The 24,562-nt window shown below is 69.4% G+C and carries 20 protein-coding genes; 10 read left to right on the top strand and 10 right to left on the bottom strand.

Annotated features, from left to right (window positions below):
- Positions 1–23: 23 nt before the first annotated feature.
- Complete coding sequence (locus NVV32_RS06105) at positions 24–959, top strand: RluA family pseudouridine synthase (protein WP_055772248.1); 936 nt, start codon at positions 24–26, stop codon at positions 957–959.
- Between the two features lie 222 nt (positions 960–1,181).
- The gene (dnaE, locus tag NVV32_RS06110) at positions 1,182–4,667 is read left to right on the top strand and encodes a DNA polymerase III subunit alpha (RefSeq protein ID WP_422392013.1); all 3,486 of its coding nucleotides are present in this window, start codon (positions 1,182–1,184) and stop codon (positions 4,665–4,667) included.
- A 12-nt stretch (positions 4,668–4,679) separates the two neighbouring features.
- Here dnaE and NVV32_RS06115 read toward each other — a convergent pair whose 3' ends face one another.
- Entirely contained in the window at positions 4,680–5,180 is a 501-nt protein-coding gene (locus NVV32_RS06115) for a flavin reductase family protein (protein WP_055772380.1), read from the bottom strand.
- A gap of 161 nt (positions 5,181–5,341) precedes the next feature.
- On the opposite strand from NVV32_RS06115, the gene NVV32_RS06120 reads away from it, so the two are divergent.
- The 3 genes from NVV32_RS06120 to nrdR all read left to right on the top strand — a co-directional run bounded on the left by NVV32_RS06120 (position 5,342) and on the right by nrdR (position 7,930).
- A complete protein-coding gene (locus NVV32_RS06120; protein WP_055772242.1) occupies positions 5,342–5,869 on the top strand; it encodes a hypothetical protein in 528 nt (175 codons plus the stop codon).
- 50 nt (positions 5,870–5,919) lie between these two features.
- The gene (gene hisD / locus NVV32_RS06125) at positions 5,920–7,320 is read left to right on the top strand and encodes a histidinol dehydrogenase (protein ID WP_422391708.1); all 1,401 of its coding nucleotides are present in this window, start codon (positions 5,920–5,922) and stop codon (positions 7,318–7,320) included.
- A 112-nt stretch (positions 7,321–7,432) separates the two neighbouring features.
- Positions 7,433–7,930, top strand: a complete 498-nt coding sequence (nrdR, locus tag NVV32_RS06130) for a transcriptional regulator NrdR (protein WP_055772236.1) — start codon at positions 7,433–7,435, stop codon at positions 7,928–7,930.
- A gap of 185 nt (positions 7,931–8,115) precedes the next feature.
- On the opposite strand, the gene ppgK is transcribed toward nrdR, so the two are convergent.
- Both ppgK and map read right to left on the bottom strand, forming a co-directional pair.
- Entirely contained in the window at positions 8,116–8,928 is an 813-nt protein-coding gene (ppgK, locus tag NVV32_RS06135; protein ID WP_055772233.1) for a polyphosphate--glucose phosphotransferase, read from the bottom strand.
- A gap of 78 nt (positions 8,929–9,006) precedes the next feature.
- The gene (gene map, locus NVV32_RS06140; protein ID WP_422391709.1) at positions 9,007–9,885 is read right to left on the bottom strand and encodes a type I methionyl aminopeptidase; all 879 of its coding nucleotides are present in this window, start codon (positions 9,883–9,885) and stop codon (positions 9,007–9,009) included.
- Between the two features lie 140 nt (positions 9,886–10,025).
- Between map and NVV32_RS06145 the strand changes: the two genes are divergently transcribed.
- Entirely contained in the window at positions 10,026–10,187 is a 162-nt protein-coding gene (locus NVV32_RS06145) for an SPOR domain-containing protein (protein WP_422391710.1), read from the top strand.
- 15 nt (positions 10,188–10,202) lie between these two features.
- Here NVV32_RS06145 and panB read toward each other — a convergent pair whose 3' ends face one another.
- Complete coding sequence (gene panB / locus NVV32_RS06150) at positions 10,203–11,093, bottom strand: 3-methyl-2-oxobutanoate hydroxymethyltransferase (protein ID WP_422391711.1); 891 nt, start codon at positions 11,091–11,093, stop codon at positions 10,203–10,205.
- 252 nt (positions 11,094–11,345) lie between these two features.
- On the opposite strand from panB, the gene glnA (NVV32_RS06155) reads away from it, so the two are divergent.
- Positions 11,346–12,686 carry a type I glutamate--ammonia ligase gene (gene glnA / locus NVV32_RS06155; protein ID WP_055772377.1) on the top strand — a complete coding sequence of 447 codons (1,341 nt, stop codon included), beginning with the start codon at positions 11,346–11,348 and terminating at the stop codon, positions 12,684–12,686.
- Positions 12,687–12,724: 38 nt separating this feature from the next.
- Positions 12,725–15,736: a bifunctional [glutamine synthetase] adenylyltransferase/[glutamine synthetase]-adenylyl-L-tyrosine phosphorylase gene (locus NVV32_RS06160; protein WP_422391712.1), complete on the top strand. Its 3,012-nt coding sequence runs from the start codon at positions 12,725–12,727 to the stop codon at positions 15,734–15,736.
- A 78-nt stretch (positions 15,737–15,814) separates the two neighbouring features.
- Here NVV32_RS06160 and glnA (NVV32_RS06165) read toward each other — a convergent pair whose 3' ends face one another.
- Entirely contained in the window at positions 15,815–17,239 is a 1,425-nt protein-coding gene (gene glnA / locus NVV32_RS06165; RefSeq protein WP_422391713.1) for a type I glutamate--ammonia ligase, read from the bottom strand.
- A 254-nt stretch (positions 17,240–17,493) separates the two neighbouring features.
- On the opposite strand from glnA (NVV32_RS06165), the gene NVV32_RS06170 reads away from it, so the two are divergent.
- A complete protein-coding gene (locus NVV32_RS06170) occupies positions 17,494–17,931 on the top strand; it encodes an RDD family protein (RefSeq protein WP_422391714.1) in 438 nt (145 codons plus the stop codon).
- A 148-nt stretch (positions 17,932–18,079) separates the two neighbouring features.
- Here the strand turns inward: NVV32_RS06170 and NVV32_RS06175 are convergent, their stop codons facing one another.
- From NVV32_RS06175 to NVV32_RS06190, 4 genes are all read right to left on the bottom strand, one after another.
- The gene (locus NVV32_RS06175; protein WP_422391715.1) at positions 18,080–18,832 is read right to left on the bottom strand and encodes a DUF4191 domain-containing protein; all 753 of its coding nucleotides are present in this window, start codon (positions 18,830–18,832) and stop codon (positions 18,080–18,082) included.
- Positions 18,833–18,902: 70 nt separating this feature from the next.
- Positions 18,903–19,904, bottom strand: coding sequence for a lipoyl synthase (lipA, locus tag NVV32_RS06180; protein ID WP_055772215.1), 1,002 nt, complete (start codon positions 19,902–19,904; stop codon positions 18,903–18,905).
- Positions 19,901–20,665: a lipoyl(octanoyl) transferase LipB gene (gene lipB / locus NVV32_RS06185; protein WP_422391716.1), complete on the bottom strand. Its 765-nt coding sequence runs from the start codon at positions 20,663–20,665 to the stop codon at positions 19,901–19,903. The genes lipA and lipB overlap by 4 nt, the downstream gene beginning before the upstream one ends.
- A 56-nt stretch (positions 20,666–20,721) precedes the next feature.
- The gene (locus NVV32_RS06190; protein ID WP_055772212.1) at positions 20,722–21,069 is read right to left on the bottom strand and encodes a hypothetical protein; all 348 of its coding nucleotides are present in this window, start codon (positions 21,067–21,069) and stop codon (positions 20,722–20,724) included.
- A 137-nt stretch (positions 21,070–21,206) separates the two neighbouring features.
- Here NVV32_RS06190 and NVV32_RS06195 point away from each other — a divergent pair, with 137 nt between their 5' ends.
- On the top strand, positions 21,207–23,621 hold the full coding sequence (locus NVV32_RS06195) for a serine/threonine protein kinase (protein WP_422391717.1): 2,415 nt from the start codon (positions 21,207–21,209) through the stop codon (positions 23,619–23,621).
- A 9-nt stretch (positions 23,622–23,630) separates the two neighbouring features.
- On the opposite strand, the gene NVV32_RS06200 is transcribed toward NVV32_RS06195, so the two are convergent.
- A complete protein-coding gene (locus NVV32_RS06200; RefSeq protein ID WP_422391718.1) occupies positions 23,631–24,533 on the bottom strand; it encodes a TIGR01777 family oxidoreductase in 903 nt (300 codons plus the stop codon).
- Between the last annotated feature and the right edge of the window lie 29 nt (positions 24,534–24,562).

The following is a 24,562-nucleotide window of genomic DNA, read 5'->3' on the forward strand; positions in this document are numbered from 1 at the left end:
CACCGACGACGACGGCGCTGGCCGTGGCCGCTGAGCACCGCGACGTCGTCGTGCCGGCCGACGAGGCCGGCGCCCGCGCCGACGCCGCCCTGTCCCGGCTCCTCGACGTCTCCCGATCCGCCGTCGCGCAGTGGTCCGCCGACGGTCGGATCCTGCGCGGAGGGGTGCGGCTTGCGAAGTCGGACCGCGTGCACGAGGGTGACGTCGTGGCAGTCGATCTCCCTGATCCGGACGATCGCCACCGGATCATCCCCGAAGCCGTGGACGGCATGGGGATCCTGCTCGACGACGAGGATTTCGTGGTCGTCGACAAGCCCGTCGGCGTGGCCGCGCATCCATCGCCGGGATGGGTGGGGCCGACGGTCGTCGGGGCACTGGCGGCTGCCGGGTACCGCATCTCGACCTCGGGCGCACCCGAACGCGTCGGGATCGTCCACCGGCTCGACGTCGGGACCTCCGGCGCCATGGTCGTCGCCAAGACGGAGCCCGCCTACACCGCCCTGAAGCGCGCCTTCAAGGAGCGCACCGTGGAGAAGGTCTACCACGCCGTGGTCCAGGGCCTGCCGGAGCCGCTCAAGGGCACGATCGACGCGCCCATCGGCCGGCACCCGCACCACGAGTGGCGCTTCGCGGTGATGGAGGACGGACGGGACTCGGTGACGCACTACGACGTGCTCGAGGCGTTCGGCAGGGCGAGCCTCGTCGAGGTGCATCTCGAGACCGGGCGGACGCACCAGATCCGCGTGCACTTCTCGGCCCTGCGGCATCCCTGCGCGGGAGACCTGACCTACGGCGCGGACCCGCGCCTGGCTGCCGAGCTGGGCCTCACCCGCCAGTGGCTGCACGCACACCGGCTCGGCTTCGCGCACCCGAGGACCGGGGAGCCGGTCCTCGTCACGAGCCCCTATCCCGTGGACCTGGCCTACGCCCTGACGGCACTGCAGGACGGCCTGGTCTGACACACCGGGACGGCGCGGTGTGACACGCCGTCGAGTTCTGCCCCGACGCGCCGGAACGGCCCGGTGCGGCACGCCGGGACGGCTTCGCGTGACACGCCGGGAGGACCTCGCGCGATGCTGCCGGAGGCGGTCCGGACCCCCGTCCGCCACTAGACTCGGACGGTGGCTACTCCTGCATCGACCGATTCGTTCGTCCATCTCCACAACCACACCGAGTACTCGATGCTCGACGGCGCGGCCCGCCTGACGGACCTCTTCAGCCATACCGAGGAACTCGGGATGAAGGCCCTCGCGACCACCGACCACGGCTTCGTGTTCGGGGCCTTCGACTTCTGGAGCAAGGCCAACAGCGCCGGCATCAAGCCGATCATCGGCGTCGAGGCGTACCTGACGCCGGGGACCGCACGCAACGACCGCACGCGCGTCCAGTGGGGCGGCGGCGGGCGCGACGACGTCTCCGGTGCCGGTGCGTACACCCACATGACCCTGTGGTCCGAGACCACCGAGGGCATGCACAACCTGTTCAGGATGTCCTCGCTGGCCTCCCTCGAGGGTTATCTCTACAAGCCCCGCATGGACCGCGACCTCCTGCAGACGTACGGCAAGGGCTTGATCGCGACCACCGGCTGCCCGTCCGGCGAGGTGCAGACCAAGCTCCGGCTCGGCCTCTACGACGAGGCGCGGCAGGCGGCGTCGGACTTCCGGGACATCTTCGGTGCGGAGAACTACTTCTGCGAGCTGATGGACCACGGCCTCGACATCGAGCGGAACGTGAAGGCCGACCTCATCCGGCTCGCCAAGGATCTCGGCCTGCCGCTCGTCGCCACCAACGACCTCCACTACACGCACGCCGAGGACTCCAAGGCCCACGCCGCGCTGCTCTGCGTCCAGTCCGGCTCCACCCTGGCCGATCCGAAGCGGTTCAAGTTCGACGCGGACGAGTTCTACCTGAAGTCGCCCGCCGAGATGCGCGCCATCTTCCGGGACTACCCGGAGGCGTGCGACAACACCCTGCTGATCGCCGAGCGGTGCGAGGTCGAGTTCAACACCAAGGCGAACTACATGCCGCGGTTCCCCGTCCCGGACGGGGAGAACGAACAGTCCTGGTTCGTCAAGGAGGTCGAGACAGGCCTGCAGTTCCGCTACCCGGCAGGCGTGCCCGACGACGTCCGGAAGCAGGCCGAGTTCGAGGTCGGCGTCATCACCCAGATGGGCTTCCCCGGCTACTTCCTCGTCGTCGCCGATTTCATCAACTGGGCCAAGAACAACGGCATCAGGGTGGGCCCGGGCCGTGGCTCGGGTGCCGGGTCGATGGTCGCCTACGCGATGCGCATCACCGATCTGGACCCGCTCAAGCACGGCCTCATCTTCGAGCGGTTCCTCAACCCGGAACGCGTCTCCATGCCCGACTTCGACGTCGACTTCGATGATCGTCGCCGGTCCGAGGTGATCCGGTACGTCACCGAGAAGTACGGCGACGAGCGCGTGGCCATGATCGTCACCTACGGCACCATCAAGGCCAAGCAGGCGCTGAAGGACTCCTCCCGGGTCATGGGGTATCCCTTCTCCACGGGGGAGCGCCTCACCAAGGCCATGCCGCCGGACGTCATGGGCAAGGGCCTCGCCCTGGCGGACGTCCACAACAAGGGCGCGAAGCGCTACTCGGAAGCCGAGGAGCTCCGCGAGCTGCTGAAGACCGACGCCGACTCCGAGAAGGTCTTCGAGACCGCCCTCGGGCTCGAGGGACTCAAGCGCCAGTGGGGCGTGCACGCCGCCGGTGTCATCATGTCCTCGGACCCCCTGATCGACATCATCCCGATCATGCGCCGTGAGCAGGACGGCCAGATCATAACGCAGTTCGACTACCCCACGTGCGAGGGTCTCGGGCTGATCAAGATGGACTTCCTCGGCCTGAGGAACCTGACGATCATCACGGACGCCGTGGAGAACATCAAGGCCAACAAGGATACCGATCTGGTCCTCGAGGACCTGGAGCTCGACGACAAGGACTCCTACGAGCTCCTGGCGCGAGGCGACACCCTGGGCGTCTTCCAGCTCGACGGTGGTCCCATGCGGTCACTGCTGAAGCTCATGCGTCCCGACAACTTCGAGGACATCTCGGCGGTGCTGGCGCTCTACCGGCCGGGCCCCATGGGCGTGAACTCGCACACGAACTACGCGCTGCGGAAGAACGGGCTGCAGGAGATCGAGCCCATCCACCCCGAGCTCGAGGGTCCGCTCGAGGAGATCCTCGGCGGCACCTACGGCCTGATCGTGTACCAGGAGCAGGTGATGAGCGCCGCGCAGAAGCTGGCGAACTTCACGCTCGGCCAGGCGGACATGCTCCGCCGCGCGATGGGCAAGAAGAAGAAGTCCGAGCTGGACAAGCAGCAGGCCGACTTCTTCGCGGGGATGAAGGCCAACGGCTACTCCCAGGCGGCCATGGACAAGCTGTGGACCGTCCTCGAGTCCTTCTCCGACTACGCGTTCAACAAGGCGCACACCGCGGCCTACGGGCTCGTGTCCTACTGGACGGCCTACCTGAAGGCGCACTACCCGGCCGAGTACATGGCCGCCCTCCTGACAAGCGTCGGCGACGACAAGGACAAGCTCGCCATCTACCTGAACGAGTGCCGGCGCATGGGGATCACGGTGCTGCCGCCCGACGTCAACGAGTCGAGCGTCAACTTCACCCCGGTCGGCAAGGACATCCGCTTCGGCATGGGGGCCATCCGCAACGTCGGCGCGAACGTCGTGGGAGCCATGGTGGGCGCGCGGGAGGAGAAGGGCACCTTCTCCTCGTTCAGCGACTTCCTGCAGAAGGTCCCCGCCGTCGTCTGCAACAAGCGGACCATCGAGTCGCTCATCAAGGCGGGCGCCTTCGACTCGCTGAAGCATCCGCGCCGGGCGCTGGCGATGATCCACGAGGAGGCCGTCGACTCCGTGATCGTCCTCAAGCGCAACGAGGCGGCGAACCAGTTCGACCTCTTCAGCGCGTTCGACGACGACGGCGGCGGGCTGGGCGCGGGCGGACTGTCCGTGGAGGTGCCGAACCTGCCCGAGTGGGACAAGAAGGACAAGCTGTCCTTCGAACGGGACATGCTCGGGCTCTACGTCTCGGACCATCCGCTCCAGGGGCTCGAGGGCATCCTGAGCAACCATGCGGACTCCTCGATCCCCTCGATCATCAGCGAGGAGGGCCCGGCCGACGGTGCGATCGTGACGATCGCCGGCATGATCACGTCCCTGCAGCGCAGGATCGCCAAGAACAGCGGCAACGCCTACGCGCGCGCCGAGGTGGAGGACCTCGCCGGATCCATGGAGGTCATGTTCTTCGGCCAGGTCTACGGGCCGATCTCGGGTGTCCTCGCGGAGGACCTGATCGTCGTCGTGCGCGGGCGCCTGCAGCGCAGGGACGACGGCGCCGTCATGCTGAACGCACAGGAGCTCTCCGTTCCTGACCTCAGCGAGGGCCACTCGGGGCCCGTGGTCATCTCGATGCTGCAGCACAAGGCCACCGAGACGGCGGTGACGGCCCTCGGTGACGTCCTGCGGACGCACCCGGGGACCAGTGAGGTCCTGATCCGGCTGAACGGTTCACGCAAGGTGGAGGTCATGAAGCTCGGGGTCGACCTCAGGGTGAATCCGACCCCGGGCCTGTTCGGCGACCTCAAGGTCCTGTTCGGACCGGCCTGCCTCGATGCCTGAGCCGCATCCGCATCAGATGACGTAGTCGGTGGCCGTCGGGGTCCCGTAGCTGCCGCCGTGGTAGAGCAGGGGGGCGCCGTCGGCGCCGATGCTGCCAGCGACCACCTCGGCGACCACCACGGCGTTGTTCTCGAACGAGAGCCGCATGCTGATGCGGCCCACGAGCCACCCGGCCACGTCCCTGAGGATGGGGACCCCCTCGGGTCCGGGCTCCCAGTGGTCGCCGGTGAACCGGTCCTTCGTGCGCGCGAACCGGTTCGCCAGGCCCTCGTTCTCGGTGCTGAGCATGTGCACGCCCACGAAGTTCGTGTTGGCGACCGCGGGCCACGAGGAGGACGTCCGTGCCATGTTGAACGAGAACCGTGGCGGCTCGGCCGAGAGCGACGCGACGGAGGTGGCGGTGAAGCCGAACGGTACGCCGTCGTACGTGGCGGTGATGATGGCCACTCCGGCGGCGTGCCGGCGGAACACCTCCCGGAAGGACTCGGCGTGGGGTTCGGCGACGGCGGGCAGGCCCGCCGCTGTACTCGGGTTGGTCACGTGGTTCCTCCGGGGTTCGACGGCGGGGACGGCACGGGTGCTGATGGTCCCGCCGCGGAGGCGGGTACGTCGCGCTGCCACCACCACCCTAGGCGCGGTCCCCGGCGGCGGGAGGGTTTGTTAATGTAGAAGTCATGCGCGCCAGCCAGGGACCGGATACGGGTTCGAGCAGTTACCCTCCTCCCGTCTACGCGGTCGCCGAGGACCGGCGGTCGGTACCGCCCGCGGGAGTGTTCTGGTGGCTCGGTTCGACGATCCTGCTCGGAGCGGTCCTCGGCGCGGCCTGGTGGCTGCTCGCTCCGACGGGGCGCCTCTTCGGTGATCCCGAGGACGCCCAGCAGTGGGTGCTGCGCGATCTGACCCTTGCGGGACTGCAACTCCTGGCCGGCATCGCCGTCGGGACCGTCGTCGCCGTCCGGCTCCGGTTGCCGGGCGTGGTCGCGCGGATCCTCGCTGCCGTCGGCGGCTCCGTCCTCGGGTCGCTGCTGGCCCTCGGCGTGGGGGAGGGACTGGCGCTGATGCTGGGACCCCACGGCCGGGAGGATCTCCCCGGGTCCGCCTTCATGCTGCACTCCTACGGAGCGCTGGCGCTCTGGCCGGCCGTCGCCGCCGTCATCATCTTCGTGACGGCGCTGATCGGGCTCGCGCGCCGGAAGGCCTGACCACCGGCTCCGCCGCGCCGCGCCGCCACCGCTCCCGATAGACTTCACGGGTGACTTCCGCGCCCAGCACCCCGACCACCGTCGCCTTCCGCACCATCGATCTCCGCGGCCGGGCGCTCAGCCCGGGGGAGCTGAAGAACGCCATGCCACGGGCCGCCGCCAACGCCTCATCCTCCGAGAGTGCCGTCCAGGCCATCATCGACGACGTGCGCGCCCGGGGTCTCGAGGCGCTGCGCGACTTCGCGCTCCGCTTCGACGGCGTCGAGCAGGACCACCCGCGCGTGCCCGCCCACGTGATCGAGGCGGCCGTCGCAGGCCTCGACGACGACGTCAGGCTCGCCCTGCAGGAAGCCATCCGCCGCGCACGGATCTTCGCGAAGGCCCAGGTGCCCGCGGACGTGGAGGTCGCGATCGCGCCCGGCGCGACCCTCAGGTCCCGGTGGGTCCCCGTCGACCGCGTCGGTCTGTATGTCCCCGGTGGCCTCGCGGCGTATCCGTCCTCCGTGGTGATGAACGTCGTGCCGGCCCAGGCCGCCGGCGTCGGCTCGATCGCCCTCGCCTCGCCGCCGCAGAAGGAGTTCGGCGGCTGGCCGCACCCCGTCATCCTCGCAGCGGCGTCCATGCTCGGCGTCACCGAGGTGTACGCCATGGGAGGGGCCCAGGCCGTCGCGGCCCTGGCCTACGGGGTTTCCGGAGTACCCGGCCTCCCCGACGGGTCGGACGCGAGCGTGGCCGGCTCCGGGGCGATCGACCCCGTGAACGTCATCACCGGCCCCGGCAACGTCTTCGTCGCGACGGCCAAGCGCCTCGTCCTCGGCGCGGTGGGCATCGATTCCGAGGCCGGTACCACCGAGATCGCCATCCTGGCGGACGCGGGTGCGGATGCCGGCCTCGTGGCCGCGGACCTGGTGAGCCAGGCCGAGCACGACCCCCAGGCGGCATCGGTCCTCGTGACGGACTCGGAGGACCTGGCGACGGCGGTGGTCGAGGCCCTGCAGGTGCGGGCCGCTGCCACCCGGCACGCCGATCGGGTGAGGGCCGCCCTCTCGGGGCAGCAGTCCGGCGTGATCCTGGTCGACGACGTCGAGCACGGCATCGCGGTCTGCGACGCCTACGCGGCGGAGCACCTCGAGATCCAGACCACGGACGCCGCGCGGGTCGCCGACCGGATCCGGAACGCCGGTGCCATCTTCGTCGGTGCCTACAGCCCCGTGAGCCTCGGCGACTACTGCGCCGGTTCCAATCACGTCCTGCCGACCAGTGGCACGGCGTCCTTCGCGTCCGGGCTCAACGTCACCACGTTCCTGAAGGTCGTGCAGATCGTCCACTACGACAGGGACGCGCTCCGCGAGGTGTCGGCGTCCATCCTGTCCCTCGCCGAGGCCGAGAACCTGCCGGCGCACGGCGAGGCCGTCTCGGCGCGCTTCCCGGCGGCGGATGGGGCGGTCTAGAACCCTGCCCACGGTGCAGCTGCCACTACATGTGGTAATGACACGGTTGTAGTTTCCCCACATCTAGTCCTAGACTGATCCGGTCGAGCGTCGACGAGAGGAAAGGGGAGCCGTGTACTGTCCGTACTGCCGCAACCCGGACTCCCGCGTCGTCGACAGCCGACTGGCCGACGACGGGTCGGCGATCCGCAGGCGTCGCCAGTGCCCGCAGTGCGGCCGCCGCTTCAGCACGGTCGAGACCACGAGCCTCAGCGTGATCAAGCGTTCCGGCGCCGGCGAGCCCTTCAGCCGCTCGAAGATCATCAACGGCGTCCGGAAGGCGTGCCAGGGCAGGCCCGTGACGGAGGACGATCTCGCCCTGCTCGCCCAGGAGGTCGAAGAGAGCGTCCGCGCCAGCGGCGTGGCGGAGATCGACGCCCATGAGGTGGGGCTCGCCATCCTCGAACCGCTGCGCAAGCTGGATCAGATCGCCTACCTGCGCTTCGCCAGCGTCTATCAGGGCTTCGAGTCCCTCGAGGACTTCGAGGAGGCCATCGGTACCCTCCGCCAGCAGGCGAAGGACAACGCGCGCGTCCCCTCGGGAGCGCAGAGGCCGTTGACGGCGCAGTAGCGCCCATCAGACCCCGGTGGTGGCTGCGGAGGGGAAGCCGACGCCACCACCGGTTCCACGTCCGGTTCCGCCCCTCCAGGCGGCGGACGCACAGGAGCCCGGTACGGATCACGTCCGTACCGGGCTCCTGTGCTGTCGGGCAGGGTCCTCCATGCCGTTCCTGCCCGCGCAGGCAGGAACGGGGCTCAGGCCTTCGGCGTGAAGAGCAGTGCCGCCTGGAGGGCGCCGCCCACGATCCCTGCGTGGTTCTTCAGCTGTGCGGGGATGATCGGGGTCCGGAGCTCGAGCGAGGGCAGGTACTCGCTGCTGCGCTTGGAGATCCCGCCGCCGACGATGAACAGCTCGGGGGAGAAGAGGAACTCGACGTGCGAGAAATAGCGCTGGAGCCGCACCGCGTACTCGTCCCAGTCGATGCCGTCCCGCTCGCGGGCGACGGCGGACGCCTTCGTCTCGGCGTCGTGGCCGTCGATCTCCAGGTGACCGAGTTCCGCGTTCGGCACGAGCTTGCCGTCGAAGATGAAGGCCGAGCCGATGCCGGTGCCGAGCGTGATCACCAGGACCGTGCCCATCTTGCCCTTGCCCGCACCGTACCGGACCTCCGCGAGTCCGGCCGCGTCGGCGTCGTTGATGACGTGCACGTCGCGTCCGAGGACCCTCGTGAAGAGGGCGTCGACGTCGGTGTCGACCCAGCTCTTGTCGACGTTCGCGGCGGAGCGGGCCACGCCGTGCTGGATGATCGCCGGGAAGGTCACGCCGACCGGGACCTCCGCCGCCGGTCCCTCGGGGCGCGAGGACAGCTCCGTGACGATCTGCGCGACGACGTCGGCGACGGCTTCGGGAGTGGAGGGCTTGGGTGTCGGGATACGGTACCGCTCGCCGACGATCACGCCCTTCTCGAGGTCGACGATGCCGCCCTTGATCCCGGTCCCGCCGATGTCGACGCCGATGACGGTCGCGGGGAGCTTCTTCGACTTCTTCTTCTCGATGTCCTTGGCCATGATTCTCCGTTGAGGTGGTTCGGCGCGAGCCGGAGGGGTGGGGTACAGCGTGCAAGCAGGACCAGCGGTGCGGCTGCGCTAGGGCAGGGTGAGGATCTCCGCACCGCGGTCGGTGACAACGAGCGTGTGCTCAAACTGCGCTGTCCTCTTCCGGTCCTTCGTGACCACGGTCCAGTCGTCCGCCCACATGGTCCAGTCGATGGTCCCGAGGGTGAGCATCGGCTCGATGGTGAAGACCATGCCGGGCTCGATGACGCGGTTGTAGGCGGGAGCGGCGTCGTAGTGCGGGATGATCAGGCCCGTGTGGAACGCTTCTCCGACGCCGTGCCCGGTGAAGTCACGGACAACACCATAACCGAAGCGCTTCGCGTAGGACTGGATGGTCCGGCCGATGACGTTGATCTCGCGCCCGGGAGCGACGGCCCGGATGGCCCGCGCGAGCGACTCCCGGGTGCGCTCCACCAGGAGGCGCGACTCCTCGTCGACGTCCCCGATGCAGAACGTGTGGTTGGTGTCCCCGTGGACGCCGTCCTTGTAGGCGGTGATGTCGATGTTGAGGATGTCCCCGTCCCGGAGCTCCGTGGAGTCGGGGATGCCGTGGCAGATGACCTCGTTCAGCGAGGAGCACAGGGACTTCGGGAACCCCCGGTAGCCGAGCGTCGACGGATAGGCACCGTGGTCGAGGATGAATTCGTGCCCGATCCGATCGAGGAAGTCGGTGGTGACGCCGGGCTTCGCATGCCTGCCGACCTCGACGATCGCCTGGGCGGCGATCCTGCCGGCCGTACGGATCTTCTCGACGACCTCGGCGGTCTTCACCTCGGAACCGGTGAACGGGGCAGGTGCTGCCCGGCCCACGTATTCGGGCCGTGCGATGCCCGGCGGGACGGGGCGCTGCGGCGAGACCGTACCGGGCGTCAGGGTCCCGAGGGGAGCGGTGACGGAAGACTGGGGCATACCCTTGATCCTATAGCGGGCCCGTCGGGACGGCCGCCCGGACAGGTGGTGCGGCACGGTCACTGGGCATCCCGGCGCCGGGGCCGCGACGCCGCACACCGATCCGGACCAGCGATGGCCGGGGAGAGCAGGAGGTCGACATGACGGAGTACTGGTTCAACGTCCGCACCCGCGAGGTGGAGGAGGACCGGCAGTCGGACTGGTCCCAGCTCATCGGGCCCTACGCGACGCGCGCCGAGGCCGAGAAGGCGCTCGAGAAGGTGCAGCAGCGCAACGACGCCTGGGACCGGGACGACGAGTAGTCCGGGAGGCCGCGCCTAGAAGGTGTGCTCGGGCCCGGGAAACGTCCCCGAGCGCACGTCGTCCGCGTAGGAGCGGGCCGCATCGGCCAGGACGCGGCGCATGTCGGCGTACTGCCTGACGAATCTCGCCTGCCGCCCGCCGCGGAGTCCGGCCATGTCCTGCCACACCAGCACCTGGCCGGTGGTCCCCGGTCCGGCCCCGATGCCGATCGTCGGGACCCGCACCGCGGCGTCCACGGCGTCGGCGGTGGCGGCGGGCACCATCTCCATCAGCACGCAGAAGGCACCCGCCTCGGCGAGGGCGACGGCGTCGTCCACGATCCGCTGCGAGGCGTCGCCCCGGCCCTGAACGCGGTACCCGCCGAGCGCGTGCTCGCTCTGCGGGGTGAAACCGATGTGCGCCATGACGGGGATGCCGGCGCGCACCAGAGCCCGGACGGTCCCGGCGTAGTCGGCGCCGCCCTCCATCTTCACGGCGTGCACGAGCCCCTCCTTGAGCAGCCGTACCGAGGATTCGACGGCCTGCTGCGGGGAGACCTCGTAGCTGCCGAAGGGCAGGTCCGCGACGACGAGTGCGCGCCGGGCGGCCCGGCTCACGGCGCGGCTGAAGAGGATCATCTCGTCCAGGGTGATGGGCAGGGTCGTGGCGTGTCCGAGCACGTTGTTGGCCGCTGAGTCGCCGACGAGGAGGACCTCGATGCCGGCCTCGTCGAACACCTGGGCGGCGTACTGGTCGTACGCCGTGAGCATCGCGAAACGCGTGCCCTGCTCCTTGGCCTGCTGCAGGTGGTGGATCCGGACCCTGCCGGGCGCCTTCGGCCCGCCGGCGGGACCAGCAGGCGCAGCAGGTGCAGGCACGGCAGCAACGCCTTCTCCGTAGGGTGCTGGCAGTTCGGCGGATGTCATGCCACGAGACTAGCGGACCCCTGCCGCCGCTCCCCTCCGCCCATCCGCCGGTGGAAACCCCGTGTTAATACCGGCGCGCCACACTGGGCAGGGCCGCACCTGATCTGTGCGACCGTGTCAGTAGAGTATTCACGGTGGTCCGCGCACCGGCGTCCCGGTCTCCGCACGGGCCGCACGCGCACGACGCCGGACAGGGACAGCCCGCCGCCCATCGGGGCGGCCCGGGCAACGAGGCAAGGAATGAGGGTGGTCATGGACCGGCAGCAGGAGTTCGTACTGCGCACCATCGAGGAGCGCGACGTGCGCTATGTGCGCCTCTGGTTCACCGACGTCGTCGGTTCGCTGAAGTCCGTCGCCCTCGCCCCGGCCGAAGTGGAGGGCGCCTTCGAGGAGGGCCTCGGCTTCGACGGCTCGTCGATCGAGGGCCTGGCCCGGGTCTACGAGTCCGACATGCTGGCGCAGCCGGATCCCTCGACGTTCCAGATCCTGCCCTGGCGCGGCGACAAGGAGCAGACGTCGCGCATGTTCTGCGACATCCTGACACCCGACGGGCAGCCCTCCACCGCCGATCCCCGCGGGGTACTGAAGAAGACCCTGGCCAAGGCGGCCGACATGGGCTTCACCTGCTACACGCATCCGGAGATCGAGTTCTACCTGCTGAAGTCCGCTGAGGTCGGTGCGGACGGCCAGCCCGTCCCCGTCGATCAGGCCGGCTACTTCGACCACGTACCGGGCGGCGTCGCCCAGGACTTCCGCCGCACCGCCGTCGCGATGCTCGAGTCCGTGGGGATCTCCGTGGAGTTCAGCCACCACGAGGCGGGGCCGGGCCAGAACGAGATCGACCTGCGCTACGCGGACGCGCTGCAGACCGCCGACAACATCATGACGTTCCGCACGATCATCAAGGAGGTCGCGCTCACATCCGGCAGCTACGCGACCTTCATGCCGAAGCCCTTCTCGGAGCACCCGGGCTCGGGCATGCACACGCACTTCTCGCTGTTCGAGGGTGACACCAACGCGTTCTACGAGGCGGGCGCGGAGTTCCAGCTGTCGCAGACCGCACGCCACTTCATCGCGGGCATCCTCCGGCACGCGCCCGAGTTCACCGCCGTCACCAACCAGTTCGTGAACTCGTACAAGCGCCTGTGGGGAGGCGGGGAGGCCCCGAGCCACCTCGCCTGGGGCCACAACAACCGCTCGGCGCTGGTCCGCGTGCCCCTGTACAAGCCGAACAAGGGGCAGTCCGCCCGCATCGAGTACCGGGGCATCGACTCCGCCAGCAACCCCTACCTGGCCTACTCCGTGCTGCTCGGCGCCGGGCTGAAAGGCATCGAGGAAGGCTACGAGCTGCCGCCCGCGGCCGAGGACGACGTCTGGAGCCTCACCGCGGCCGAGCGGCGCGCGATGGGCCACGACCCCCTGCCGGCCAGCCTGCACGATGCCATCCGTGTCATGGAGGACTCGGAGCTGGTGGCCGACATCCTGGGCGAGCAGGTCTTCGAGAACTTCCTGCGCAACAAGCGCGCGGAGTGGCACGACTACCGCATCCAGGTCACGCCCTACGAGCTGCGACGGAACCTCAACATCCTCTAGGTGCCGACGGGCCGTCGCTGCGTGGCTAGTGTTGCCTCATGAGCCTCAACCGCAAGCTGATCAGTCACGGGTTCGCGGACCTCGAGAAGAGCCGGCGGTTCCTCGACGCGCCGGAGCTGCAGGGGCTCAACGACGACGCCCTGTTCGCGGGCCTCGCGGTCGCCGCGAATCCGGATCTCGCACTCCAGTCCTTCGTCCGCCTCCTGGCTGCGCGCCGGACCCCGGTCGAGGCGACCTTCGCCGACGAGGGCAGGCGGTCGGCACTGTTCCGGCTGCTCGGAGCCTCCGAGGCACTCGGCGAGTTCCTCATGCGCCATCCCGAGCACCTCGATGTCGTCGTGCCCGGTCCGGCCACGCCCCGCGTCGTGGAGGCCTCGGACCTCCGGACAGTCCTCCTCCGGGCGGTCCAGGCGGACCCGGGGGAGGACAACCCGGTCGCAGGGGTCACCGGGGTGGACGCCCACCGTGCACTCAGGATCGCCTACCGGCGGCAGCTGACCGACCTCGCCGTCCGCGATCTCGGCCACTGCGCGCCGGTCGACTACCTGCCCGTCGTCGCGCGTGAACTGGCCGATCTCGCCGCTGCGGCGCTCGAGGCGTCGCTGGCCGTCGCCCGGGCCGAGCTCGAGGAGGTCTACGGGTCCGATGTCGTCCGGCGCGTACGCCTCGCCGTCATCGCCATGGGCAAGTGCGGTGCCCGTGAACTGAACTACATCTCCGACGTCGACGTCGTCTACGTGGTGGAGGGCGACGACCTCGACGACACGACACTGACCCGGATCGGGACCGGTCTGGCCTCCGGCATGTCCCGCGGTGTCTACTCGCCCGGCCCGGAACCGGCGCTGTGGGAGGTCGACGCGAACCTCCGTCCGGAGGGCAAGGACGGCCAGCTCGTCCGCACCCTCGAGTCCCACGTGTCCTACTACCGTCGATGGGCGAAGACCTGGGAGTTCCAGGCGCTGCTGAAGGCGCGCGCGGTGGCGGGCGATCTCGAGCTCGGCCGCCGCTACGAGGAGGCGATCGCGCCCTTCGTGTGGGCGTCCTCGCAGCGCGAGGGCTTCGTCGAGGCCGTGCGTGCCATGCGGCGCCGGGTGACCGACAACATCCCGCGGGAGGAGGAGGCCCGCCAGCTCAAGCTCGGCCCGGGCGGACTGCGCGACGTCGAGTTCACGGTGCAGCTCCTGCAACTGGTGCACGGCCGGCTCGACGATTCGCTCCGCGTCCGGGACACGGTCTCGGCGATCGCCGCGCTCAGCGCCGCCGGCTACATCGGGCGGTCCGATGCGCTGGACCTCGACGACGCCTACCGGTACCTGCGCGTGCTCGAGCACCGGATCCAGCTGGTCCAGATGCGCCGCACCCACCTGATGCCGGAGGACGAGACAGCGCTGCGCTCCCTCGCCCGGTCGTCGGAGGGGTGCATGGTGACGGTCCGGCCCAGCGCCCAGAGCCTGCACGAGAAGTGGCAGCGGACGCGGCGGCTCGTGAAGCGGCTGCACGAAGCCATCTTCTACCGGCCGCTGCTCAACAACGCGGCCACGCTCCGGCCGGAGGACGTCCAGCTGACGGCCGAGGCGGCACAGGCGCGCCTGGCCGCGCTCGGGTACCAGGATCCGCGCGGCGCCATGCGGCACATCGAAGCGCTCACGGGCGGCCTGCGCCGGCGGGCGATGCTGCAGAAGCAGTTGCTGCCCATCCTCCTGGCCTGGTTCGCCGACGGCGTCGATCCCGACGCCGGGCTCCTCGGCTTCCGGCGGCTCAGCGAATCGCTCGGTGAGAGCCACTGGTATCTGGGGATGCTGCGCGACTCCAACGCCGCCGCCGAGCGGCTCTGTGCCGTCCTGTCGAGCAGCAGGTTCATCACGGACCTCCTCGAGGTGTCGCCGGAGTCCACCCAGTGGCTCGGCTCGGACAGCGCGCTGGTACCCGACACCTTCGAGGCGCAGTGGCAGGAGATCCAGTCCAAGATGTCCCGGCATCCGGAGCCGGGCGAGGCGATCCGGCTGATCCGGCTGATCCGGCGGCGTGAGCTCCTGCGCATCGCCATCGCCGACAGCTCCAGCCTCCTCACCCAGGCGCAGGTCGGGGAGGCCCTGGCCGATACCGATCGCGCCGCCGTCCTCGGCGCGCTGCACGTCGCCGAGAAGGAGCTCACGGCCCGCGGTGAACCGCGGCTCACCGACGTCGTCGTCATCGCTATGGGACGGCAGGGCGGCAGGGAGATCACCTACGGGTCCGATGCGGACGTCATCTACGTCCACCGACCCCTCGAGGGCGCGGACGCGGCAGCCGCGCAGCGGCAGGCCGAGGGGATCGTGGCCCGGCTGGCCGCCCTCCTCACGCAGCCGTGCAAACCTCCCGTGCTGGCCGAGCGCGTGCTGGAGATCGACACGGCGCTCCGCCCCGAGGGCAAGCAGGGCGCGATGGTGCGGTCCATCGACAGCTACCGCGAGTACTACCGCCGGTGGTCGCTCGTGTGGGAGGCGCAGGCCCTGCTGCGGGCGAGGCCGCTCGCCGGCGACGACGGACTCGCTGCCGAGTTCGTGGCCCTCATCGACCCCGTGCGCTACCCGCAGGACCTCGGCGAGACGGAGGTGCGGGAGATCCGGCGCGTGAAGGCCCGGGTGGAGGCGGAGCGGCTCCCGCGCGGGGCCGACCCGTCGCGGCACCTCAAGCTGGGCAGGGGAGCCCTCAGCGACGTCGAATGGCTCGTGCAGCTGCTGCAGCTGCAGCACGCACACGCGGTACCGGGCCTGCGCGTGCAGTCCACCCTCGCAGCCCTGGACGTCATCGCAGCGGAAGGACTCCTGCCCGCTGACGACGTCGACACCCTCCGTGCCGGCTGGAACCTCGCCACGCGCATCCGCGCGGCAAACGTCATCTGGAGCGGCCGCGGCTCAGACCTCCTCCCGTCCCCGCGCCGCGACCTCGAGGCGGTGGCGCGCTGGTGCGGGTACGGTCCGGGCAGCGGCTCGGACCTCGAGGAGGACTACCTGCGGATGACACGGCGCAGCCGGGCCATCTTCGAGCGGCACTTCTACGGGTACTGAGCAGCACTGCCCGGACACGACGACGGCGGCTCCCGTCCGGGAGCCGCCGTCGCGGTCGATCAGGTGGTGCGGCGCGGATCAGACGCCGTAGTAGAGCTCGAACTCGTAGGGGTTCGGGCGGAGCGAGAGCGGCTTGATCTCCATCTCGCGCTTGTAGTCGATCCAGGTGTCGATCAGGTCCTGCGTGAAGACGTCTCCGGCCTGGAGGAACTCGTTGTCGGCCTCGAGGGCCAGCAGTGCCTCCTCGAGGGACCCCGGCGCCTTCTGGATGTCCTTGGCCTCCTCGGCAGGGAGCTCGTAGAGGTCCTTGTCGATCGGCTCGGCCGGCTCGATGCGGTTCTTGATGCCGTCGAGGCCGGCCATGAGCTGCGCGGCGAAGGCGAGGTACGGGTTCGACGAGGGGTCCGGCGCGCGGAACTCGATGCGCTTGGCCTTCGGGTTCGAGCCCGTGATGGGGATGCGGATGCCGGCGGAGCGGTTGCCCTGCGAGTACACCATGTTGACCGGGGCCTCGAAGCCCTTCACGAGGCGGCGGTAGGAGTTGACCGTCGGGTTGGTGAAGGCGAGGACGGCGGAGGCATGCTTGAGCAGGCCGCCGATGTACCAGCGGGCCGTGTCCGAGAGCCCGGCGTAGCCGCGCTCGTCGTAGAACAGGGGCTGGCCGTCAGCCCACAGCGACTGGTGGCAGTGCATGCCGGAGCCGTTGTCGCCGAAGATGGGCTTCGGCATGAAGGTTGCCGACTTGCCCCACGCGTTGGAGACGTTCTTGACGATGTACTTGAACTTCTGCAGGTCGTCGGCTGCATGTGTCATGGTCGTGAACTTGTAGTTGATCTCGGCCTGCCCGGCACCGCCCACCTCATGGTGCGAGCGCTCGACCTCGAGGCCTGCCTTGTCCAGTTCCACGCAGATGGCGTCGCGGAGGTCGGCCTGCTTGTCGACGGGGGAGACGGGGAAGTACCCGCCCTTGAAGGGGGTCTTGTTGCCCAGGTTTCCACCGACCTCATCGCGCCCGGAGTTCCACGGTGCCTCGATGGAGTCGACCTTGTAGAAGCTGCCCTGGGGGGAGGACTCGTACTGCACGTTGTCGAAGATGAAGAACTCGGCCTCGGGTGCGAAGAACGCCGTATCCGCGATACCGGTGGAGGACAGGTACGCCTCGGCGCGCTCGGCCACGCTGCGGGGGTCGCGGTGGTAGGGGTCACCCGTGCGGGGGTTCACGATCGAGAAGTTCAGGGCGAGTGTCTTCTCGGTCCGGAACGGATCGACGAATGCTGTCGTCACGTCCGGGATGAGCTGCATGTCCGATTCCGCGATGCCCTGGAAACCACGGATGGAGGAGCCGTCGAAGAGCTGACCGTGGATGAAGAAGTCAGCATCGACCGACTTGGCGGGGACGTTGAAGTGCTGCTGCACCCCCGGAAGATCGGTGAAACGGACATCGACGAACTTGATGTCTTCATCGGCGATGAACTTGAGGACCTCGTCCGCATTCTTAAACATCGATTCATGCTCCTAACGCATGGCTGGGGTGGAATCCGGCGCCAGCGCGTGTCCCTGCACCGCACGGGAAGTCACGGGCTCTGGCAGGATGGAACGCTGCCGCCGACTCGTCACAACTGTAGGAGCGGGCAGTTTCTCGCTGGTATCGCTCGTGTTTCCGGGACGTTACGTGACAGGAACTGCGCTCCCCACCCTAGCGTCTCCGGTGCGGCAGGAGCATAATACGCCCCGCGCGGGACCGGTACGCTGGGGACGTGGTGAACAGACGAGACCTCGGTTCGTGGATGGAGGGACCCTCGCCCTCCGGCAATCAGCAGTGGCCAGGGCAGCGCCTCGGGCGACCCGAATCCGGCCCGGGCTCCATCGCGCGGTTCGCCCCGCGGGCAGCGGCGCTCCTGATCGACTGGGTGCTCTGTTCCCTCCTGTCGGCTGCGTTCTTCGGCTACGACGGGTTCGCCACGCTGTACATCTTCCTGGTCGAGCAGGTCCTCCTGGTCGGGTTCTTCGGCTACAGCATCGGGCACCGGATCCTGCGGATGCAGGTGCAGACACTGGACGGGCAGCCGGCCGGGTATCTGACGGCACTGATCCGCAGCGTCCTGCTGTGCCTCGTCATCCCGGCACTGATCATCGACGTCGACCAGCGCGGCCTGCACGATCGCGCCCGTGCCACGGGTCTCTTCCGGATTTGATCCATTGCGTCACCTCGGGCATCCGGCGCAGCCCGGGCGCAAAGCCGGATGTCGGTGCCGTGCCCGGCCCCCGATGCCCTGCGTGCGGCACAGGAAAAGCCCCTCCCGTTTCCGGGAGGGGCTTCCTCTGTCGTGAGGCGCGGGGTGCTCAGCGGCCGCGCATGGCCTTACGGTCCGGGCGAGCCTTGAAGGGGTCCACGCCCTTGGGGATGGGAAGCTTCGTGCCGAGGGCCGTCAGTCGCTTGTCCACGGCGTAGACCTCCTGCTTGGTCAGCGTCTTCTTCAGTTTCTGGACGGCCGTGGGGACCTTCGAGAGCGGCACCTGGCGGTCATCCCGCCCTGTCTCGATGACATGGACCGGGACGTTGGGGATGATGCGGGCCATTTTCCGCTTCTCCCCGTCCACGAGCTGCTTCACTCGCGTCGAAGGACCTTCGGACACGAGGATCACTCCGGGCCGGCCGATGACACGGAAGACGGCATCCTGCGTGCGGGGATTCACCGCGACCGGCTGCTCCTGCAGGATCCAGCCTCTCCGGAGCACGCTGAGAGCCGCCCCTGCCGCCCCCGGGCGTCCTTCGATCTGCGAGAAAGCCGCCCTCTCGGCCCGCCTGGAGAGGATGAAGATCGCGGCGAGGAACGCCAGCGGCACCGCGATGATCATCAGCGTGATGACGTTGTTGATGAGCAGGCCGACGAGGAGGCCGACGGCGATGATGCCGATGAAGGCCAGCAGCATGAACCAGACGACGCTCGGGTCGTTGCGGCGGGTCATCGCGAAGACCTCGCGGATCTGCTTCATCCGCCCGGGCTTCTTCGGCCCCTTGTCCGCCTTCGGCTTGCGGGAGAACAGACGGCGCTTGGGCGTAGGTGAGCCTGAGGGATCGATCGCGTGTGACATAGTCCCTCGATTCTACGGGATGGGCGGCGCGCTCACCCCGACGCGCACGGACACGGGCACGGATCGGGTGTCACCCGGCGAGGAGAGAGGATGCTTCCTGCATCGCCGAGCCCGAATCGTCGAGGTGCGCGAGCTCGGCAGGGAGCTCGAGTCCCTTCCTGCGCATGGCACGCGCCCAGAGGCGGCCTGCCCGATAGGACGAACGGACGAGGGGTCCGCTCATCACCCCGAGGAAACCGATCTCCTCGGCCTCCTCGCTCAGCTCGACGAACTCACCGGGCTTCACCCAGCGGTCGACGGGCAGGTGGCGCTCGCTCGGTCGGAGATACTGCGTGATGGTGATGAGATCGCAGCCGGCGTCGTGCAGGTCACGCAGGGCTTCCGAGATCTCCTCGCGCGTCTCGCCCATGCCGAGGATGAGATTCGACTTCGTGACCATGCCGCGGTCCCGGCCCTGCGTGATGACGTCCAGCGAGCGCTCGTACCGGAAGGCCGGCCGGATGCGCTTGAAGATGCGGGGTACTGTCTCGACGTTGTGGGCGAAGACCTCCGGCGCCGCGTCGCAGATGGCGGCGATGTGCTCGGGCTTGCCGGAGAAGTCGGGAATGAGGATCTCCACACCTGTGCCGGGGTTCATGCTGTGGATCTGGCGGATGGTCTCCGCATAGAGCCATACGCCCTCGTCCGCGAGATCGTCACGGGCAACCCCGGTCACCGTCGCGTAGCGCAGGTTCATCGACCGCACGGACTGCGCCACCTTGAAGGGCTCGCTGCGATCCAGCGGCTGCGGCTTGCCCGTGTCGATCTGGCAGAAGTCGCAGCGCCGCGTGCACTCGGACCCTCCGATGAGGAAGGTCGCCTCGCGGTCCTCCCAGCACTCGAAGATGTTCGGGCACCCGGCCTCCTCGCAGACGGTGTGCAGCCCTTCCTTCTTCACCAGGTTCTTCATGGCGACGAACTCGGGGCCGATGTTCACCTTGGCCTTGATCCAGTCCGGCTTGCGTTCTACCGGCGTCTCGGCGTTACGCGCCTCGATGCGCAGCATGCGACGGCCCTCGGGTGCAAGGCTCACAGTGAAGCTCCTTCTGGCTGGGTGTGACGGGCACGACCGATCGTGTCGGGGCCCGCTGTGTCTGCCGTCCCGGCGATCACGCCGGGGGTCGATTCGGATGGCTCGATGGCATCGTCGCCTACGAGCACCGCCTCATTCTTGCGCAGTTCGGCCTCGATGAGTGAAACGACGTCCGAGGGCTCGACGGGCCGTCCGCATTCCGCCGAGATCGAGGTGACCCCGGCGTCATTGATGCCACAGGGGACGATCTGCTGGAAGGGAGCGAGATCGTTGCTGCAGTTGACGGCGAAGCCGTGCATCGTCACGCGATCCTTGACCCGGATGCCGATCGCCGCGATCTTCCGGGCGGGCATCGTAGCGGACGCCGGCAGCCAGACGCCGGATCGGCCGGCGATCCGGACACCCTCGATGCCGAAGTGGGCGAGGGCGGAGATGATGACCTGCTCGAGGACGTCGACATAGTCGGCGATCCTCGCTGGATCACGCAACGCGAGGATGGGATAGCCGACGAGCTGACCCGGCCCGTGCCACGTGAGCTTGCCGCCGCGATCGACGGGGATGACAGGGGTTCCGTCGAAGGGCCGCTCGTGATCCTCGGTCCGTTTCCCGGCGGTGTAGACGGGGGTGTGTTCGAGCAGCAGTACGGTACTGGGTGCAGCGCCGGCGACGACGTCCGCGTGCAGCGCCTTCTGGATCTCCCAGCCCTGCGTGTACTCGATGTAGTCGGGAGCGAGGCCGACGCGCGACAGGACGAGAGTCATGACGCAAGCCTAGTCCTGTGCGGTGACACGAGTGCCGGGGTTCGAACGGCACAGCATCATTCCGGGACGGAGAAGGTCAACGCCAGGCGCGCCAGCCGCCATTCGTGCCCGGCGCTCCGCACCTCGAAATGCAGGAGGGGCCCGGCGGGGTTCGTCTGTGCGCCGAAGCGCCAGAAGTGCGCCGTCAACTCCCGCACGGGTGACGATCCGACGGCATCCGGGCCGAGGACCGGCAGTGCGCGCCAGGTCGTCCAGTGACGGGTGACTCCGATGACCCACCACTCCGAACCACGCCAGAGGATCCGTTCCGGTCGCTTCTCGCCATCGACCTGCGAGAAGTGCAGGACGAGGGGGTCGTCGAGCGCTCTCCAGGTCATCCCGCTCTCGGTGGTGCTGTTCCGCATGACGTCCCTGTCCCGATCGCCGGATGAACGTTAAAAATAGAACACATGTTCTATTCGGGCAAGCTCCGCAGATGGGCGAGGCCGGGAAGGCTGTGGATAACCTCCGGAACGACGCCGTGATCGCCTAGAACAGATGGATGGATGACCCCACCTCCTGCCCTCCCTCCCCGGACCCGGATGCCGACGGTACCGCCCGGTTGCGCCAGGACGACCCGTGGCCGCACGACGAGCCCGCGCGTCCCGTGGTGGCGGGACTGTCGGTAGGACGCCTGCTCGGGCGGGGAGGCGCCTCCGTGGTGTGGCAGGTCACCGACGCCGCCGGCCTGAGCTTCGCCCTCAAGGTGCCGATGACGCCGTCGGATGTGGGTGAGCCGTCCCGCACGAGCCCCTGTCCGGAGGACGCCGGCGCGGCCGTGGAGGCTGGAGGAGGCCGGCGCGGCGAACGCCCGAACCGACGGGCGCGAGCTGGAAGCGGCGGATCGGCCGGCCTCCCACCCCGTTCTCTCGTGGGCGATGCCGCCGCGCCGAGCGCGTCGTCGTCCCCCGCCCGGCGCGGACGTCGCTCTGCCGGGACATCGCCCTCGATGTCCGCTGTGCGGAGGGCGCCGGCACCCGCGGAGCTGCCCACTTCAGTGTCAGAAGAGCCGACCAAGCTTTTCGGACGTGCGACGGAGGCGCCGTCGGCCCGGCGGATGGCGGGGACACCTCCGGGGGCGGACGGGCTCGCGCGTGAGCTCGCCCTGCTGCAGCGCTTCACCCACGACCACCTCCTGCGCGTGCACCGGATCGTCCCGACGGACCAGGGCCCGGCCCTGCTGGCCGAGCTTGCGGCAGGGGGATCGATCCTCGCCCTGGTGGCGGGCCGGGGTCCGCTGCCCATCCCCGAGGTCGTGACGTCGCTGGTCCCCATCGCGCACGTCCTGCAGTACCTGCACGACGCCGGTGCTGTGCACGGCGACGTGACACCGGGGAACATCCTCTTCAGCCACGAGGGGAAACCTGTCCTCGCTGATCTCGGGACGGGTCAGCTGCTCGGAACGGATGCGTCGATGTCCCGGGGGACGCCCGGTTTCATCGATCCCTCGGGTGGTGGCGGGTTCGACCCGGGAGCCGACGTCTTCGCCCTGGCTGCGGTGTCCTGGTTCGCCATGACCGGACGCATCCCCGGCCCCACGGAGCAGCGACCTCCGCTCTCGCTGATGGTGCCCGAGGTCCCGGCGCCGCTCATGCACCTCATCGAGGACGGCCTGAGCACTGATCGCCGACGCCGCCCGACCGCCGAGCAGTTCGCCCGGACCCTCCTCTCGAGTGCGGCGGCCCGACCGGTCGATCTGGTGCCCGCCGTGCACCCCAGTGTCCTTCCCGAACTCCTGACCCGCCGTGCGTCCGTCCCGTCGGACAGAAAGCCGACGGGCTGGCGGCGCCTGGTGGCGGTCCTGCGCCCGGCGTGGGGACGTGGGGCTCCGCAGGCAGGTGCACGGCGCGCGCCCGGAGAGCAGCGGATCGCCGGGCCCGGCACTCCGCGTCCTGGAGCCGGCAGGGCACCGATCAGGGCCCTGCGTGCCCGAGCAGGGGGGCGCGCCGCCGTGGCGGTCCGCCCCGGTTCCCTGATCGCCCCGGGCGTGGCCTCAGGCGCACGCGGTGGTGCGGCGCTGGTCGGCAGGCCCGCCACCGGCTCCCTCGGCTCCCTCCGGTCGCGTCCACGCGATGGGCGGGACGGGATCCTGCGCGGCCGTGCCGCCCTGGTGGCGGGAGTCCTCGCCCTGGCCCTGCTGGTTGCCGGGCTGGCACTGACCGTGAGCGGTCCGCTGCGTCCGGGCGTTCTGTCCGCGCCTGCAACGGTGACGGCGGACACGCCGGGATGGGGCGGCGGCGAGGCGCGGACGAAGGATGGTCCGGAGGCCGGCGGGTCGGGGCGGAGTCCGGGGACGGGGGCGACGCGGGAGGACGGAGGCGCCCCGGGGACCGGCTCCGATCAGGGGCGGGAGGAGGGCGCGGATGAGGAGGAGATCGACGACCAGGTGGGGGAGGGCGATCCGGGTCGCGGGGCCCTGGAAGCGGCCGATCCGCGGGTGCCCGGCCTCGACGGTCCCGCCGGCGAGGACCCGCTGATCGCGCTCGGTGATCTCGCGCATCTGCGGGCGGAGGCCTTCGCGACCGCGGACCCGTCCCTGTTGTCGAGGATCGATGTGGAGGGATCTCCGGCGATGACGGCAGATCGCGAGGCGGTGGAGTCGTTGGCGACGTCCGGAATCACGTTCCCGGGCCTGACGATCAGCATCAGGGAGCCCCGGGCCCTCACCGGTGACGAGCAAGCAGCCATGACGGCGCTCGCGGACTCGCCGGCGGTCGGCGATGCTCCGTCGGGCACGACCGTGTCCCTGGTTCGGGCCACCGCGGCGCTGTCCTCCTACACCGAGGAACGAACCGTCCCGGCCGACGAACGCGGATCACCGTCGCTGATGGCGGCCGGCCGTCAGGACATGATCTTCGTCCTGTGGAACTCGGGCGGGGGCTGGCGGATCCACTCCACGATCGAGCCCCCTGCCTGAAGGATCCCGCTACTGCTTCGATCCGACGTTCCGACGGACCCAGGCGGCGAGCGCCTCCGGGGTCGGTTCGTCGAACGAGAAGCCCGACGCCGTGAGGGCACGCGGCTGCATCCGGGTACTCACGAGGAGGAGCTCATAGCCGAGTTGTCCGATGGCCGCTTTGAGGATGAAGGCGGGGGCCCGCAGCCACACCGGTCGGTGGAAAGCCTTCCCCAGCTGCAGCGCGATGGTGTCGAGGGTCGCGGGCGTCGGGGCGCTCAGGTTGACGGGCCCCGACAGGTCAGCCGTGAGGAGGAACTCGATGGCACGGATCTCGTCATTCAAGCTGATCCAGGGCCACCACTGGCGGCCGGACCCGAGCGAGGTCCCGATGAACGCCCGGATCGGGATCAGGAGGTTGGGCAGCGCGCCCCCCTCCGTGGCCATGACGATGCCGGTGCGGGGGAGGACCACCCGCACGGAGGAGGGAACGGCGAGTGCCTCCGACTCCCACCGACGGCAGATGTCCGCGAGCAGCGTCTCGCCCGAGGAGGCCTCCTCCGTCAGCACGTCGTCACCGCGGTCGCCGTAGTAACCGGACGCCGACTGGCTGATGAAGACCTCCGGCGGGTGGGCCGCCTGCCGCATCGCCCGCACCAGGGTCCTCGTGGGCATGATCCGGGAGGAGTACAGGGTCTCCTTGTAGCTCCGCGTCCACAGACCGCCGGCAATTCCCGCCCCGGACAGGTTGATCACGGCGTCGGCCTGCTCCACGGCAGCGACGTCCAGTTCACCCCGTGCAGGGTCCCAGCGAACCTCCTCGGCCCCCTTGGGAGCGCGCCGCACGAGGCGTGTCACCTCGTGGTTCTTCTCGAGCTGACGGACGAGGGCTGTGCCGATGGTCCCGGACGCGCCGGCGAGAAGGATACGCATGCTCCCATCGAACCACTTGTGCGCGACGA

Origin of the sequence: Arthrobacter sp. N1, from assembly GCF_048288285.1 — a bacterium.
In the GTDB taxonomy this organism is placed as follows: domain Bacteria; phylum Actinomycetota; class Actinomycetes; order Actinomycetales; family Micrococcaceae; genus Arthrobacter_D.